Annotated in this window: 11 protein-coding genes; 6 read left to right on the top strand and 5 right to left on the bottom strand. The window is 60.9% G+C overall.

Translation table 11 applies throughout. The features are described 5' to 3' along the window. Positions 1–85: 85 nt before the first annotated feature. Complete coding sequence (locus BLJAPNOD_RS20910) at positions 86–1,009, bottom strand: AraC family transcriptional regulator (RefSeq protein ID WP_115421014.1); 924 nt, start codon at positions 1,007–1,009, stop codon at positions 86–88. Positions 1,010–1,199: 190 nt separating this feature from the next. On the opposite strand from BLJAPNOD_RS20910, the gene BLJAPNOD_RS20905 reads away from it, so the two are divergent. The 6 genes from BLJAPNOD_RS20905 to BLJAPNOD_RS20880 all read left to right on the top strand — a co-directional run bounded on the left by BLJAPNOD_RS20905 (position 1,200) and on the right by BLJAPNOD_RS20880 (position 10,180). Beyond that, positions 1,200–2,672, top strand: a complete 1,473-nt coding sequence (locus BLJAPNOD_RS20905) for an alpha-glucosidase/alpha-galactosidase (protein ID WP_115421013.1) — start codon at positions 1,200–1,202, stop codon at positions 2,670–2,672. A 150-nt stretch (positions 2,673–2,822) separates the two neighbouring features. Then, complete coding sequence (locus BLJAPNOD_RS20900; protein ID WP_115421402.1) at positions 2,823–4,901, top strand: ABC transporter substrate-binding protein; 2,079 nt, start codon at positions 2,823–2,825, stop codon at positions 4,899–4,901. Between the two features lie 78 nt (positions 4,902–4,979). Continuing rightward, complete coding sequence (locus tag BLJAPNOD_RS20895) at positions 4,980–5,993, top strand: ABC transporter permease (RefSeq protein ID WP_077504685.1); 1,014 nt, start codon at positions 4,980–4,982, stop codon at positions 5,991–5,993. After that, positions 5,990–7,111: an ABC transporter permease gene (locus BLJAPNOD_RS20890; RefSeq protein ID WP_115421012.1), complete on the top strand. Its 1,122-nt coding sequence runs from the start codon at positions 5,990–5,992 to the stop codon at positions 7,109–7,111. The genes BLJAPNOD_RS20895 and BLJAPNOD_RS20890 overlap by 4 nt, the downstream gene beginning before the upstream one ends. Before the next feature lie 10 nt (positions 7,112–7,121). Further along, positions 7,122–8,792, top strand: coding sequence for an ABC transporter ATP-binding protein (locus BLJAPNOD_RS20885; protein WP_077504687.1), 1,671 nt, complete (start codon positions 7,122–7,124; stop codon positions 8,790–8,792). Between the two features lie 17 nt (positions 8,793–8,809). Then, positions 8,810–10,180 carry an alpha-glucosidase/alpha-galactosidase gene (locus tag BLJAPNOD_RS20880; RefSeq protein WP_115421011.1) on the top strand — a complete coding sequence of 457 codons (1,371 nt, stop codon included), beginning with the start codon at positions 8,810–8,812 and terminating at the stop codon, positions 10,178–10,180. Between the two features lie 212 nt (positions 10,181–10,392). Here the strand turns inward: BLJAPNOD_RS20880 and ugpC are convergent, their stop codons facing one another. Genes ugpC through BLJAPNOD_RS20860 form a run of 4 tightly spaced genes read right to left on the bottom strand, consistent with a single transcriptional unit; the run spans position 10,393 to position 15,457 of the window. Continuing rightward, positions 10,393–11,481 (bottom strand): sn-glycerol-3-phosphate ABC transporter ATP-binding protein UgpC, encoded by a 1,089-nt coding sequence (ugpC, locus tag BLJAPNOD_RS20875; RefSeq protein ID WP_077504689.1) that lies wholly within the window; start codon positions 11,479–11,481, stop codon positions 10,393–10,395. A gap of 9 nt (positions 11,482–11,490) precedes the next feature. Then, positions 11,491–13,737: a glycoside hydrolase family 2 TIM barrel-domain containing protein gene (locus BLJAPNOD_RS20870; protein ID WP_115421010.1), complete on the bottom strand. Its 2,247-nt coding sequence runs from the start codon at positions 13,735–13,737 to the stop codon at positions 11,491–11,493. Positions 13,738–13,748: 11 nt separating this feature from the next. Next, positions 13,749–14,564 (bottom strand): carbohydrate ABC transporter permease, encoded by an 816-nt coding sequence (locus BLJAPNOD_RS20865; RefSeq protein WP_077504691.1) that lies wholly within the window; start codon positions 14,562–14,564, stop codon positions 13,749–13,751. Beyond that, positions 14,561–15,457 (bottom strand): sugar ABC transporter permease, encoded by an 897-nt coding sequence (locus BLJAPNOD_RS20860; protein ID WP_077504692.1) that lies wholly within the window; start codon positions 15,455–15,457, stop codon positions 14,561–14,563. Before BLJAPNOD_RS20860 ends, BLJAPNOD_RS20865 begins: the two co-directional genes overlap by 4 nt. Between the last annotated feature and the right edge of the window lie 31 nt (positions 15,458–15,488).

Below are 15,488 nucleotides of genomic sequence, written 5' to 3'. Positions count from 1 at the left end.
GCACCTCGATCCCCGCCGTGCAGGTCGGTGCTTGTTTGCGCGCCGCCCTTGGCGACGTCGGCCCTTATGGATGCAGCGCCGCCACTCAGTTCCGCTTTGCCGAATTCATCGCCTCCTGGTTTTTGGCGGCGACGCTCGAATACATTCCGGTCGTGCGGAACTCGGTGGGGCTCGCCCCAAAATGGCGTCGGAAGACTTTGGCGAAATAGTTCGGATCCTCGAAGCCGGACATGATCGATACTTCCTTGACGGACAGATGCGCCGCCTTGGTCAGCAGCTTTGCCGCTCTCTGCAGCCTTTTGCGCAGCACGAATTCCGCGGGCGGCATGCCCTCGCTGGCGGCAAAGACGCGCGAGAAATGTGCACGGCTGAGCCCCGAGACGTCGGCCAGTTTCTCGACGGGCAGGGGATGCTCAAGGTTCGCCATGATATGCTGGATGACGTGTTGCATCGTCCGGTACTCCTGGCTGAAAACCGGATGGGCGCCGAAGACGTCGTCGTAGAGGGCCATCGCTGCCTCATAGGCGATGGCCGATGCACTGCCGGACGCTTCGCCGCCACCTGGAATCAGTCGCAGGCTGCAGTCCGCCAGATGCTCGATCGTCTCGGGCTTCAGGCTCAGGATCGGCCCGGTTGTCGAAAGGATGGCCTTGTGGATGCGCAACGCCTCTTCGCCGTTCATCGAGATCCAGAAAAACTCCCACCGGCCGCCCGGTTCGAGCCAGTAGCGGTGATTGTGTGGCACCATCAGGAGTAGCGTCTCGCCTTCGCGCACACGGTGGTTGCGGGTCTCGTAGCGCAGGTTTCCAGCGCCCGAGAGTGTGTGCTGCAGCACTGTAAACGGTGTCTGCCCCCGTTTGCGGCCATCCCAATCGTAACTTGCATCGGTGCGGATCTCATAGCCCGTGCTGGTCGGCATCGTGTGCAGGCTATGACGTCCGCGCGGCAGCGAGACCGTCTTCATGGCCGGTCCGTTCTCGACCAATCTTTTCAGCACAGAATTACCCATGAAAGCACAATACCTCTCTGGTGACACCCATCATTATACGCATAATGCCTCACAGCAAAGCAAGATGACTGATTTCGATGGGATGGTAGGCGAAGATCGGCAAAGGCACCGCGCTCCAGGGCGATCTCCACGGCGCACCAATTTTACCCAAAGCATCACAATCAGCCGACCGAACAGCGACGAGGACAGCATGAGCCACTTCAAGATTGCCATCATCGGCGCCGGCAGCGTCGGGTTCACCAAGAAACTCTTCACCGACATCCTATGCGTGCCGGAGTTCCATGATGTCGAGTTCGCGCTCACCGACGTCAGCGCGCACAATCTCGAGATGATCAAGTCGATCCTCGACAGGATCGTCGAGGCCAACAACCTGCCGACCAAGGTCACCGCGTCGACCGACCGCCGCGAGGCGATCGCAGGGGCGCGCTATATCATCAGCTGCGTGCGGGTCGGTGGGCTCAATGCCTATGCGGATGATATCCAGATCCCGCTGAAATACGGCGTCGACCAGTGCGTCGGCGATACGATCTGCGCCGGCGGCATTCTCTATGGCCAGCGCAACATCCCGGTCATCCTGGATTTCTGCAGGGATATCCGCGAACTGGCCGAGCCCGGCGCGAAGTTCCTCAACTATGCCAACCCCATGGCGATGAACACCTGGGCTGCGATCGAATACGGCAAGGTCGACGCGATCGGGCTTTGCCACGGTGTCCAGCACGGCGGCGAACAGATCGCCGAAATCCTCGGCGCCAAGGACGGCGAACTCGACTTCATCTGCTCCGGCATCAATCACCAGACGTGGTTCGTCGACGTGAGGGTGCGCGGGCGCAAGATCGGCAAGGACGAACTGGTTGCCGCCTTCGAGGCGCATCCGGTCTTTTCGAAGCAGGAGAAGCTGCGGATCGACGTCCTCAAGCGGTTCGGCGTCTACTCCACCGAGAGCAACGGTCACCTGTCGGAGTACCTGCCCTGGTACCGCAAGCGGCCAGACGAAGTGGCGCGCTGGATCGACATGTCGGACTGGATCCATGGCGAGACCGGCGGCTATCTGCGCCACTCGACCGAGACCCGCAACTGGTTCGAGACCGAGTTCCCGCAGTTCCTCGAAGCCGCCGCCAAGCCGATCGATCCGGCGCGCCGTTCCAACGAGCATGCGAGCCACATCCTCGAAGCGCTTGAGACCGGGCGCGTCTACCGCGGCCACTTCAATGTGAAGAACAACGGCGTGATCACCAACCTGCCGGCGGACGCAATCATCGAATCGCCGGGCTTCGTGGACCGCTTCGGCATCAACATGGTCGCGGGCATCACGCTTCCCGAGGCTTGTGCAGCCACCTGCATCTCATCGATCAACGTCCAGCGCATGTCGGTCCACGCGGCGATATCCGGCGATATCGATCTGCTGAAGCTTGCGGTGCTGCACGACCCCCTGGTTGGCGCCATCTGCACGCCCGAGGAGGTCTGGCAGATGGTCGACGAAATGGTCGTCGCCCAGGCGCAGTGGCTTCCCCAATATGCCGATGCCGTGCCTGCCGCACGCGAGCGCCTGAGCAAGGCAACGGTCAGGACCCGCGAATGGAAGGGGTCTGCCCGCCGCGACATCCGGTCGATCGAGGAACTGCGCGCCGAGAAGGAAGCAACGAGATTGCGCGCGGCCGGCTGATACGCCGAGGCAACGGCGGAGGCGAGCGGCAACCTGGGAGGGGCGCCGCTACGCCTCCCATGCGCCATGACTGAAGGAAAATGCTTGAGGAGCAAGCCGTACCGCCTCGGTCCGGCGTGAAGCATGAGGGAGAGAGAAACGATGAACGCAATGCGCCATTTTAGACTGCGAACCGCCCTGATGGTCGGCGTATCGACCTTTGCCGTGCAGGCCTGGGCTTCCGAGCCGACTGTCGTGCCCGAACAGCCGCCATTCCCGGCACAGGGCAAGATCACCTACGTTCCGCGCGATTCCATCCTCGAATACAAGGCTCTGCCGGAGTATCGCGAGCCCGACTGGGTCACGGAGAAATTCGTGAAAACCGGCAAGCTGCCGCCGGTGGCCGAACGCCTGCCGAAGGAACCGCTTGTCTTCAAGACGGGCAACATGCCTGACGGCGTCGGCGTCTATGGCGACACGATGCGTCACGTGGTCGGCGGACGTCCGGAGGGGTGGAACTATTCGGCCGGACAGACGCAGGGCTGGGGCGGCATCGATATCGAGATGTTCGAATGCCTGACCCGTACCGCGCCGCTCTATCAGGTCGAGGCAAAGGATATGGAACCCTTGCCGAATCTTGCGAAAAGCTGGGAGTGGTCGGCTGACGGTCACAAGCTGACCATGCACCTGATCGAGGGTGCCAAATGGTCTGATGGCGTTCCGTTCTCGTCTGATGACGTGATGTTCTACTGGCAGGACAATGTCGTCGATCCGAACGTCTCGCCGCTCAACGGAGCGACGCCGGAAACGTTTGGCGAAGGCACGACGCTGAAGGCCATCGACGCCAACACCGTCGAATGGACCTTCAAGGAAGCGTTCCCGCGCCAGCATCTCTATTCGATGGCCTATGGCACTTTCTGCCCGGGACCGGCGCATATCCTCAAGACCAAGCATCCCAAATACAACAAGGACATGACCTACGATCAGTACAAGAACGGCTTTCCGCCCGAGTACATGAACATGCCGGTCATGGGTGCCTGGGTGCCGGTCGACTACCGATCGGACGACATCATCGTGCTGCGGCGGAATCCGTACTACTGGAAGGTCGACGAGGCCGGCAACCAGCTGCCCTATCTCAACGAGATGCACTACAAGCTGTCGACCTGGGCCGACCGGGATGTGCAGGCGATCGCCGGCTCAGGCGATTTCTCCAACCTCGAGCAACCGGAGAACTTCGTCGAATCCCTGAAGCGCGCCGCATCGGAGACGGCACCGGCGCGCCTTGCCTTCGGCGCCCGCCTGATCGGCTACAATCTGCACATGAATTTTTCGGGCAATGGCTGGGGCGATCCGGATGAACGCGCCAAGGCCGTGCGCCAGCTCAATCGCAACGCCGACTTCCGCAAGGCCGTCACGATGGCGATCGACCGAAAGAAGCTCGGGGAGTCGCTCGTGAAAGGCCCCTTCACCGCAATCTATCCCGGCGGACTGTCGTCAGGCACCAGCTTTTATGATCGCCAGTCGACGGTCTATTATCCCTTCGATCTCGACGGAGCGAAGGCGCTGCTTGAAACGGTCGGCCTGAAGGACACGGATGGCAACGGCTTCGTCAACTATCCCGCCGATACGCTGGGCGGTAAGGATGTCGAGATCGTGCTACTCGTCACCTCCGAGTACAATACCGACAAGAACCTCGCCGAAGGCGTGGTCGGCCAGATGGAAAAACTCGGGCTGCGCATCGTCCTCAACTCGCTCGATGGCAAGCAGCGCGACGCCACCAACTATGCCGGACGCTTCGACTGGATGGTGCATCGCAACGGCGCCGAATTGTCGTCCGTCGTGCAGAACACGCCGCAGCTGGCCGCCACCGGCCCTCGCACCAGTTGGCATCACCGCGTGCCGGAGAGCGGCGAGCTTGATCTGATGCCGTTCGAAAAGGAACTCGTCGACATCGTCAACAAGTTTATCGCCAGCAACGACAATGACGAGCGGACCGATCTGATGAAGAAGTATCAGAAGGTCTCGACGAGCAATGTCGATACCGTCGGCCTGACGGAATATCCGGGTGCGCTGGTCATCAACAAGCGCTTTTCCAACATTCCGAGCGGCGCGCCGATCTTCATGTTCAACTGGGCGGAAGACACGATCATCCGGGAAAGGGTCTTTGTCGCTGCCGACAAGCAGGGGGATTACGAATTGTTCCCCGAGCAGCTGCCGGGCAAGCCGGGTGAGGGCGGCCCGATCAACTGATCACTCACAGCGTTCGTTCCGGCCGCAGCCGATCGCGGCCGGAACGATCCTTCAACAACACAAGAGAACCTAACAGCCATGTTCCGATTTCTGCTTGTGCGCATCGCATCCGCCATACCCGTGCTCTTCGTGTTGAGCGTTGTCACGTTCGCGATCATTCAGGCGCCGCCGGGCGACTACAGTGACTATATCCGCTCGCAGCTGATCAATCAGGGCGGCGCCTCCTTCGAGGAAGCCGATGCCCAGGCGCAGGCCTACAAGGTCGCCAACGGCCTCGATAAGCCGATGGCCGTGCAGTACGTCAACTGGATCACCGGCATCCTGACCCGCGGCGATTTCGGCCACAGCCTGTTCTACAACAAGCCGGTGGCGGACGTGGTCGGCGAGAGGCTGCCGCGCACGCTGGCGTTGGCGCTGGTATGCCACATCCTCGCGTCGATCATCGGCATCACCTTCGGCATCCTTGCCGCCACGCGGCAATACTCCTGGGTCGACAGCCTGCTGTCGGGCATTTCCTTCCTGGGCATGACGGTGCCGCGCTTCCTGATGGCGCTGATCATCGTCTACATCCTGGTCTTCCATTTCAACGTGACGGAGATCAACAGCTTCCATTCCGCCCGCTACGGCGGTGCGCCCTGGTCCTTCGACAAATTTGTCGATCTGCTGAAACATGTCTGGCCGGTGATCGCCATCGCCACCTTCGGCGGGCTCGCCTACAACATGCGCGTTATGCGCGGCAATCTGCTCGATACGCTGAACGCCCAATATGTCGAAACCGCCCGCGCCAAAGGGCTTTCGGAAGGTGCCGTCATCATGCGCCATGCGGTGCCGAATGCGCTTCATCCGCTGGTCATGTATCAGGGCGTCGTTCTGCCCTATATGCTGACGGGCGAAATCGAGACCGCGATCATCTTCGCCCTGCCGACCGTCGGACCGGCCATTGTCGGCTCCATGTGGGTCGGCGACGTCTATGTCACCGCCACCTTCATGTTGGTGTTGTCGGCCACGCTCATCATCGGCAACATCATCGCCGACATGCTGCTGGCGATGCTTGACCCGCGGGTGCGTCTTGGCGGAGGTGCCCACGCATGAAGGCCGACGTTCAAGAGATCATCGTCGCTCCGATGCCGTCAGCGCACCACGGCAACGAAACCTACCTGGCGCTCGTCTGGCGCCGTCTCAAGCGTTCCTGGACCGGCATGGCCGGCCTCGTTCTCGTCTGCCTGCTGATGCTCATGACGATTTTTGCGGAATTCTTCTCGCCCGTCGATCCGAAGCTGACCGGCGTCGCCTTCGCGCCACCGCAGACGATAAGCGTCACCGACCAGAACGGCAAGCCCGTCTGGCCGCGCACCTACCAGGTCGGCGAGGGCACTGAACTCGACCCGATCACCTTCCAGCCGATCGTCGGCCCGGACTATGCCAATCCGAAGGACCTCGGTTTCTTCGTCAAGGGTTTCAGCTACCGGCTGCTCGGGCTCGTGCCGATGGACCGGCATTTCTTCGGCGCCGTCGATGGAACGCCGGTCAATTTCCTCGGTACCGACAAGTTTGGCCGCGATGTGCTGTCACGCATCTTCCACGGCTCTCGCGTGTCGCTGATGATCGCATTGACGGTGGTGTTCATCGTCACGGTTGTCGGCACCACGATCGGCATGGTGTCGGGGTACTTTGGTGGACGCTTTGACATCTGGATGCAGCGTTTCGTCGAGCTGGTGCTCGCCTTCCCGCAACTGCCGCTCTACCTGGCACTGACGTCGCTGATCCCCGTGACGGCGCCGACCAATGTCTTCCTCGCCTTCGTCATCTTCGTCATGTCGGCGCTGGGCTGGGCGCAGATGTCGCGCGAAGTGCGCGGCAAGACGCTGGCACTGGCGAGAATAGACTATGTGCGGGCAGCCATGGCGATCGGCGCCACGGACCGGCGCATCATCTTCCAGCACATCTTTCCAAACGTCATGAGCCACGTCATCGTCGCGGTGACGCTGGCGATCCCGAACGTGGTGCTGCTGGAGTCGTTCCTCGGCTTCCTCGGGTTTGCGGTCAAGCCGCCTTTGATGTCCTGGGGGCTGATGTTGCAGGATACGGCCACCTATTCCGTCATCGGGTCCTATCCCTGGATCCTGTCGCCCGTCGCTTTCGTGCTGATCACCGTCTTTGCGTTCAACGCGCTTGGCGATGGCCTGCGCGACGCCGTCGACCCGTATTGAGGAGGCGCCCATGGCACTCGTTGAGTTAAACCTGCTTGCGCCCGAACAGCGGCACGATCATGCCGCCGCCATCGGCTCTCCGATCATCGACGCGCGCCATGTGGCGGTGAAATTCAAGGTCGAGGGCGGCCTGGTCGATGCCGTCAAGGATGTTTCCTTCCAGCTCTATCGCGGCGAGACGATCGCCGTGGTCGGGGAATCCGGCTCGGGAAAATCGGTGACAGCCCGCACGGTGATGGGGCTTTTGACCAAGCGCGCCACGGTGTCGGAGCGTTCCAGCATCGACTATGACGGCCGGAACGTGCTGAAGCTCTCCGATCGCCAGCGCCGGGCGCTGCGCGGCAACCGCATCTCGATGATCTTCCAGGAGCCGATGAGTTCACTCAATCCGGTCTACACGATCGGCGCCCAGATCATCGAGGCGATCCGGGTGCATCAGAAGCTGAGCCGCAAGCAAGCAACTGAACGCACGCTGGAACTCTTGCGCCAGGTCCAGATCCCCGATCCGGAATCCCGTCTCAACCAGTATCCGCACCAGCTGTCGGGCGGCCAGCGGCAGCGCATCATGATCGCCATGGCGCTTGCCAACAACCCGGACGTGCTGATTGCCGATGAACCGACGACGGCGCTCGACGTCACGGTGCAAGCGCAGATCCTCAACCTCATCCGCGATCTGCAGAAGAGGCTGGGCATGGCGGTGATCCTGATCACCCATGATCTGACCGTCGTCAGGCAATTCTCCGACTATGTCTACGTCATGCAGAACGGAGAGGTGAAGGAGCACAACACGACGGCGGCACTGTTTGAAAACCCGCAGCACCCGTATACCCGGCATCTGCTCAACTCCGAGCCGAAGGGCAACGCCAACCCGATGCCGCCGGATTCGGCCGCCATCCTGGAAGGTCGCTCGGTGCGCGTTTCCTTCATGCTCAGGGCGGGCGGCTTCTTCAAGCCGCAACTCAAGGAACTGGTCGCGGTCGACAACCTCAGCCTGAAGCTCCATCGTCACGAGACATTGGGTCTGGTGGGCGAATCCGGATCAGGCAAAACGACGTTCGGCCAGGCTCTGGTCAAGCTGCTGCGAGCCGAAGGGGGCGAAATCCTGTTTGACGGCGAGCCGATCCAGGACAAGACGCGCGACGAGATGCGGCCGCTGCGCTCGCGCATGCAGATCGTCTTTCAGGACCCTTTCTCCTCGCTCAATCCGCGCATGTCGGTCGGCCAGATCATCGAGGAAGGGCTTGTTGTCAACAAACTCGGTGCCACCCGCAACGAGCGGCTGGAGCGTGTGCGCGACGCGCTGAACAGCGCCGGCCTGCCGAGCAACATCCTGTCACGTTTCCCGCATGAATTTTCCGGCGGCCAGCGGCAGCGCATCGCGATTGCCCGGGCGATCGCCTTGGAGCCCGAGTTTATCCTGCTCGACGAGCCGACTTCGGCGCTCGATCTCTCGGTTCAGGCACAGATCATCGAACTGCTGCGCAAGCTGCAGGACGAGAAGGGACTGAGCTACCTCTTCATCTCCCATGATCTCAAGGTCGTGCGCGCACTCTGCCACCGGGTGGTGGTGATGCAGCATGGCAAGATCGTCGAAGAGGGGCCGGTCGAAGACGTTCTTTCCCATCCCAAGACCGCCTACACGGAACGGCTCGTCAGAGCCGCGTTCGAAGTGGCCGCCTAGCAGAAAAGAGGCATTTCATGACGAGACAACCCAAGATCACCTTCATCGGCGCCGGATCGACCGTGTTCATGAAGAACATTATCGGCGACGTGCTGCAGCGTCCGGCGCTGTCGGGCGCAAAGATCGCTCTGATGGACATCAATCCGCAGCGGCTCGAGGAAAGCGAAGTCGTCGTTCGCAAGCTGATTTCAACGCTCGGCGCCAAAGCCACCATCGAGTTGCACGCCAACCAGCGCAAGGCCCTCGAAGGTGCCGACTTTGTCGTCGTCGCATTCCAGATCGGCGGTTATGAGCCCTGCACGGTCACGGATTTCGAAGTGCCGAAGAAGTATGGCCTGCGTCAGACGATCGCTGACACGCTTGGCGTTGGCGGCATCATGCGTGGACTGCGCACCGTACCGCATCTCTGGAGCATCTGCGCCGACATGACCGAGGTCTGCCCCAATGCGATCCTGTTGCAATACGTCAACCCGATGGCGATCAACACCTGGGCGATCGCTGAAAAATATCCTCACATCAGACAGGTCGGCCTTTGCCACTCCGTCCAGGGCACGGCGATGGAACTCGCCGAGGATCTGAACATTCCCTACGAGGAGATCCGCTACCGCTCGGCCGGCATCAACCACATGGCCTTCTTCCTCAAATTCGAGCACCGCCAGCCGGATGGCTCCTACCGCAACCTCTATCCCGATCTGCTACGCGCCTACCGTGAGGGTCGCGCGCCCAAGCCCGGCTGGAACCCGCGCTGCCCCAACAAGGTGCGCTATGAGATGATGACCCGGCTCGGCTATTTCGTCACCGAAAGCTCGGAGCACTTTGCCGAGTATACGCCCTATTTCATCAAGGAAGGCCGCGACGATCTGATTGAAAAGTTCGGCATCCCGCTCGATGAATATCCCAAGCGTTGCATCGAGCAGGTCGAACGCTGGAAGGGGCAGGCGGCCGCCTATCGCTCCGCTGACACGATCGAGATCAAGCCGTCGAAGGAATATGCTTCCTCGATCATGAACTCCGTCTGGACGGGCGAGCCCTCGGTCATCTACGGCAACCTGCGCAACAATGGCTGCATCACCTCGCTACCCGACAATTGCGCCGCCGAAGTGCCGTGCCTTGTGGACGAGAACGGCATCCAGCCGACCTTTGTCGGCGATCTGCCACCGCAACTGACGGCGCTGATCCGCACCAACATCAACGTGCAGGAACTGACGGTCGCTGCCCTGATGACCGAGAACCGCGAGCATCTCTACCACGCGGCGATGATGGATCCGCACACGGCCGCCGAACTCGATCTCGACCAGATCTGGTCGCTGACCGACGACCTTCTCGCCGCCCACGGCAACTGGATCCCGGAATGGGCGAGAAGTGCCAGAAAGGTTCACGCCGCGTAGCTTTTCTCCCGGTCGCGTGGCAGGAAAGCCCCGGAACCTCCCAGTTCCGGGGTTTTCCATTGGCCGTCAGGGCGTCAGGCGTGCTTGAAGAAAATCAGGACGTGGGTGGCACAGGCAAACCAGTCGCGGCGCCAGAAATCCAAGGCAGCCGATGGCAGGCAAGTGCCATCGGCGATGGGCGAGGCTCACACTCTTCCTGCTTTGACCCGGCGTCAGCGCAGTCGTTGGCCGTCCTTGTCGAAGAGGAAGGACCGGGACGCGGCGATGGCAACGGTCAGGGTCTCGCGGCTGGCGATGTCGCGGACGTCAACGTGCTCTATGATGATCCGCTCATCGGCGGAGACGTGGGCGTAGACATAGCTGGTGTTGCCGAGATGCTCGGCAACATCGACCTTGACTTTGACATCCGCGTCGCCTTTCCCCTGGCCGAGAAAATGCTCCGGCCGGACACCGAGCGTAACGGCATCCCCGACCGCGACGGATGGCGCGGCAATGGGAAGGGTCAGCTGGACGTCGGGCTGGCTTGTGAGCGTCACGGTCGCCTGCCCGCCGCCCACTGCGGCAACCCTTGCCTTGAGAAAGTTCATGCGCGGCGAGCCGATAAAACCGGCGACAAAGGTATTTGCCGGGTCGTCGTAAAGTGCGAGCGGCGCGCCCACCTGTTCGACCACACCCGACCGCAAGACGACGATCTTGTCGGCAAGTGTCATCGCCTCCACCTGATCGTGCGTCACGTAGATGATCGTCGACTTCAGTTCCTTGTGAAGCTTGGCGATCTCGACGCGCATATGCACGCGCAATTCGGCGTCGAGGTTCGACAGCGGTTCGTCAAACAGGAAGACGAGCGGATTGCGCACGATGGCTCGGCCGATCGCGACACGCTGCCTCTGACCGCCCGAGAGCGCCTTCGGTTTGCGGTCCAGAAGCGGCTCAAGCTCGAGGATGCGCGCCGCATCGTTGACTCGGGCGTCGATCTCCTCTCTCGCCATGCCGGCGAATTTGAGCGCGAAACCCATGTTCTCGCGCACGGTCATGTGCGGATAAAGCGCATAGGACTGAAACACCATGGCGATGCCGCGCTTGGACGGATCGACATCGTTCATCACCGTGCCGCCGATCGTGAGCTCGCCGGAAGAGATATCCTCCAGCCCGGCGATCATGCGCAGCAGCGTCGACTTTCCACAGCCCGAAGGTCCGACGAAGACGACGAACTCCCCGGCCTCGATCGACAGATCGACGCCCTTGATGATTTCGAGCGCGCCGAAGCGCTTGCGAATGTCGGTGAGACGGACTTCGGCCATGATGACTACTCAGTTGACGGTAAAGGTGATGGACTGGGTGTCGAAGCGGCGGCTCTTCACCGTCAACTCAAGCTTGCCCTTGGCCTCACCGGCCTCGACCCAGAAGCCTGTGGCGCCGCCCTTCAGCGTGTGCTCGGACGGACCGATGATCCTGCCCTGACCTTCGAGTGACAGCATGACCGGCTCCTCGAAATAGGGGAGCAGGTTGCCGCATTGGTCGAGGGCGCGCACCACCACACGTACGGCATCATTTTCGCCAGCGCGAAGCTCCGTGTCGTCGGCGATGACTTCGAGCGTTGCCGGGACGGGATCGGCCGGCAGCGTCAGCGTCTTCACGGGCTTTCCGTCGACATAGCCGGTAAAGGACCCCTCGCGCCAGACCCGGCCCCAGGTGCCGAATTCTTCCGGTGTCACGCTGCGCAGATCGAGCACGACGGGGGGGTGCGGCAGATGCGGGTAATTTTCCCTGTCCGGATAAATGCGCTTTGCCGGCCATTCGCCAAACTTCACTTCGACATAGTCGCAGTTCGTCAGCACGATCAGCGGCAGCACACCGCCGATATTGCGTTCGCCGCGCGCCCAGAAGGTGACCGGCTGAAGCACGACATTGTCCTTGGGGTCCCCTTGCGAGCTATAGGCATAGGCGGCGAGTTTCGGGATCCGGTACATGTCGAGCACGCCGTGGTAGCAGATGCGGTCACCGGCGCCGAAGTCCTTGTGGGTGTTGTAATCGAACATGCACCAGCCGGTGGAGCCGGAGATGTCCGGGTCGCCGGCAACGGCGTTGAGGATCAGCAGGTGGCGCGTCACGTGCTCTGCCTGGCGCTGTTCCTGGTCGAAACGCTTGGTCGGATACATGTGGCCGTTGTATTCGGTGATCATGTAGGGAATGGGCCGGGTAATGCCCGTCGTCTCGACGCGATCGCGCAACACCACACGCCCACGATTGTTGCCCGGCAGCTCTTCGTTGCCGAGAATGAAGTCGTTCATCGTGTAGACGTCTTCGAGCAGTTCCGAATTGGTGATGAAGCGCACGCCGCCGGTCTGGCGGGTGGGGTCAAGCTTACGGGCGAGACGGTTCGTCTCAGCGTAGAAAGCGTGGTTGTCCTGGCTTTCGTTGATGCGAACGCCCCAGATGATGATCGAGGGATGATTCCAGTCGCGCTCGATCATGCGGCGCACGTTTTTGATCGATTCCTTTTGCCAGGCTTCACCGCCGATATGCTGCCATCCGGGGATTTCCTCGAACACGAGCAGGCCGATCTCGTCGCAGCGCTCGATAAACCACTTCGACTGCGGATAGTGCGACGTGCGCACGATATTGCAGGCGAGCTCATGCTTCAGGATGTCAGCATCTTTCTCCTGTGCGCGCCGACCCATCGCGTAGCCGGTGTGCGGGAAAGCCTGGTGACGGTTCAATCCGCGCAGCTTCAACGGCCTGCCGTTCAGCTGGAAGCCCTCCGGCGTGAAGAGCGCCGTGCGGAACCCGAAGCGCTGGGTCAGCACATCTTCGCCGTGTTCGGTCTCGAGCTTGAGCGACAGGGCATAGAGCACCGGATTGTCGATATCCCAGAGTTCGATGTCCGTGAGATCGGGGAAAGTGAACATCACCTCGTTGCCATCGACCTTGATCGAGGCGGCCGCAACGTCACCACCACCCTTGCGGCGGATCTTGGCAGCAAGCGTGCCGGTCAAGGCGTGCTGCTGCGGATTGGCAAGGAAGACGCGCGCGGTGACGGACTTCGTCTCGGCAAGCGCATCCGGCGTCTCTATCTTCACATTGGCGATCGAGATCGGGCTTGTTACTTTCAGCCAGACGTCACGGTAGATTCCGGCATAGCAGAGATAGTCGATCTGGCCGCCGAACGGCGGTATTTCGGGGTTCTCGGAGCCGTCGATCTTGACTGTGATCAGGTTTTCGCCACGCACCAGATGCGGCGTCAAACGCGCCTCGAAGGGAGTGTAGCCATCCTTGTGCGCAATGATTTGCTTGCCGTTCAGATAGACGACGCTGTCGGCCATGGCGGCATCGAAGACGAGCGACACTTCGCGACCTTCGAACTCGGCACGCCAGTCGAAGCGCTTCTGATAGGTGAACGGCTTCTGGTAGTCCGTCTCGTCGAAATAGTTATAGGGCAGCTCGACGGCGCTATGCGGCAGGCGCACGGTTTCGCCCGTCTGAAGCGCGTGAACATGCGCCAGCTCGAAGCCGTCGCGAAAGACCCAATTGGCGTTGAAGTTTTCAGTAATGCGCATTGACGACGTTCCTATTTCACTGAACCGAGCATGCCCTGCACGAACTGGCGCTGCATGACGAAGAAGACGAGAAGGGTGGGGAGGGTGGCGAGGATCGTGCCGATCATGACCACGCCGTAGTCGGGGTAATAGGCGGACGCGAGCGAGGAGACGACGAGGGTGATCGTCTTCGTCTCGTTCGACTGGAGGACGATGAGCGGCCAGAGGTAGTTGTTCCAGTTGGTCATGAAGACGATGACGAAGGCGGCCGCGTAGGTGGAGCGCATCACCGGAATGTATATGTAGAGAAAGATCTGCCATTCCTTGAGGCCATCGACCTTGGCCGCGTCGCGAAGCTCCGTCTGAAAGGCCTTGGTGGACTGGCGGAAGTAGAAGATGATGAAGGCGGATGCGATCGTCGGCAGCATGATCGCAATGTGCGTGTTGATGAGGCCGCTTCTCGCCATCATCATGAACAGCGGGATCATCAGCGCTGCAAACGGCACCATCAGCGTCAGAAGCACAAGCGCGTAGATGCGATCGCGTGCCTTTGACCTGAACATCTCGAAACCGTAGCCGGCAAGCGACGACACGACGATCGTCAACAGCGTCGCAAGCACAGCAAGCTTGGTTGAGTTCCAGAAAACCAGCGGCACGTCGACCTGTGCGAAGAAATTGGCGACATTGGTGCCGAAGGCATCGCCGATGCCGGTTCGGCCGCCAATGATGTCGATAGACCTGTTGGTCGAGCTGATCACCATCCAGATAAACGGGAAAATCGACAGGAAGGCTGCCGTCCCCAGGAAGACGTATTGCAGCGCGGTTGTTGCAAGGCGCGAGACGTTCATGACCGGTCCCTCGCAGCGTAGAACTGGAGGAAGGACAGAAGCGCCACCATGATGACGATGACGTAGGAAATGGTTGCCGCGTAACCGAAGCTCGGCATGAAGCGGAAGGTGAGGTTGTAGATATAGAGCGAGAGGGTCAGCGTCGCATTGGCCGGGCCGCCGCGCCCCTCGGTCAGGTTGTAGACCTCGTCGAACAGCTGGATCGTGCCGATGGTCGAGATGATCGTCGTAAACAGGATCACCGGCTTCAACATCGGAACGGTGATGTAGACGAAGCGGGCCCAGGCGGGCACGCCATCTATCTTCGCGGCCTCGTAGATCGACTTGTCGACGTTCTGCAGCGCGGCCAGGTAGAAGATCATGTTGTAGCCGGTCCAGCGCCAGGTGATGGCGAGGATGACGAGCACCTTGGCCCAGAAAGGCTCCGTCAGCCAGCCGATCGGGGTCGAGATCAGACCGATCGCCAGAAGCGCTGAGTTCACGACGCCGTCAACGGAGAACATGCTTTTGAACAGCACGGAATAGGCCACCAGCGAGGCGACGCAGGGCAGGAAAATGGCGGTGCGGAAAAAGCCGATGAACTTCAGCTTGTCGTTGTTCAGGACCGAGGCGAGCATCAGCGCCAGCGTGATCATGATCGGCACCTGAACGATAAAGAAGGTGACGGTATTCGTCAGCGCCTGAAAGAAGACGGGATCGTTCCATAGCCGCACCACGTTTCCGAAGCCGGCAAACTTCATCATCATGCCCTTGCCCGAGAAGAAGGACAGATAAAGGGAGCGCAAGATCGGGTAGACGAGGAAGATCGCGATGAGAAGCAAGGACGGAGCGACGAACAGCCAGCCGTTCAGGTCGTAATAGCGCTTCAAACCGCCTGTTTTGCCGGCAGCCATGGGATGCCCTCGATAAATGGGATGACGGTGC

This window comes from Ensifer sp. M14 (assembly GCF_003355565.1).
Lineage (GTDB): Bacteria > Pseudomonadota > Alphaproteobacteria > Rhizobiales > Rhizobiaceae > Ensifer.
This window is presented reverse-complemented; position numbering and strand designations above follow the sequence as displayed.

Coding starts and splice junctions, on each gene's coding strand:
- ugpC (WP_077504689.1), bottom strand. CDS start 11,481: ATGGCCGAAGTCCGTCTCACCGACATTCGCAAGCGCTTCGGCGCGCTC.
- BLJAPNOD_RS20860 (WP_077504692.1), bottom strand. CDS start 15,457: ATGGCTGCCGGCAAAACAGGCGGTTTGAAGCGCTATTACGACCTGAAC.
- BLJAPNOD_RS20910 (WP_115421014.1), bottom strand. CDS start 1,009: ATGGGTAATTCTGTGCTGAAAAGATTGGTCGAGAACGGACCGGCCATG.
- BLJAPNOD_RS20900 (WP_115421402.1), top strand. CDS start 2,823: ATGCGCCATTTTAGACTGCGAACCGCCCTGATGGTCGGCGTATCGACC.
- BLJAPNOD_RS20905 (WP_115421013.1), top strand. CDS start 1,200: ATGAGCCACTTCAAGATTGCCATCATCGGCGCCGGCAGCGTCGGGTTC.
- BLJAPNOD_RS20890 (WP_115421012.1), top strand. CDS start 5,990: ATGAAGGCCGACGTTCAAGAGATCATCGTCGCTCCGATGCCGTCAGCG.
- BLJAPNOD_RS20895 (WP_077504685.1), top strand. CDS start 4,980: ATGTTCCGATTTCTGCTTGTGCGCATCGCATCCGCCATACCCGTGCTC.
- BLJAPNOD_RS20870 (WP_115421010.1), bottom strand. CDS start 13,737: ATGCGCATTACTGAAAACTTCAACGCCAATTGGGTCTTTCGCGACGGC.
- BLJAPNOD_RS20885 (WP_077504687.1), top strand. CDS start 7,122: ATGGCACTCGTTGAGTTAAACCTGCTTGCGCCCGAACAGCGGCACGAT.
- BLJAPNOD_RS20865 (WP_077504691.1), bottom strand. CDS start 14,564: ATGAACGTCTCGCGCCTTGCAACAACCGCGCTGCAATACGTCTTCCTG.
- BLJAPNOD_RS20880 (WP_115421011.1), top strand. CDS start 8,810: ATGACGAGACAACCCAAGATCACCTTCATCGGCGCCGGATCGACCGTG.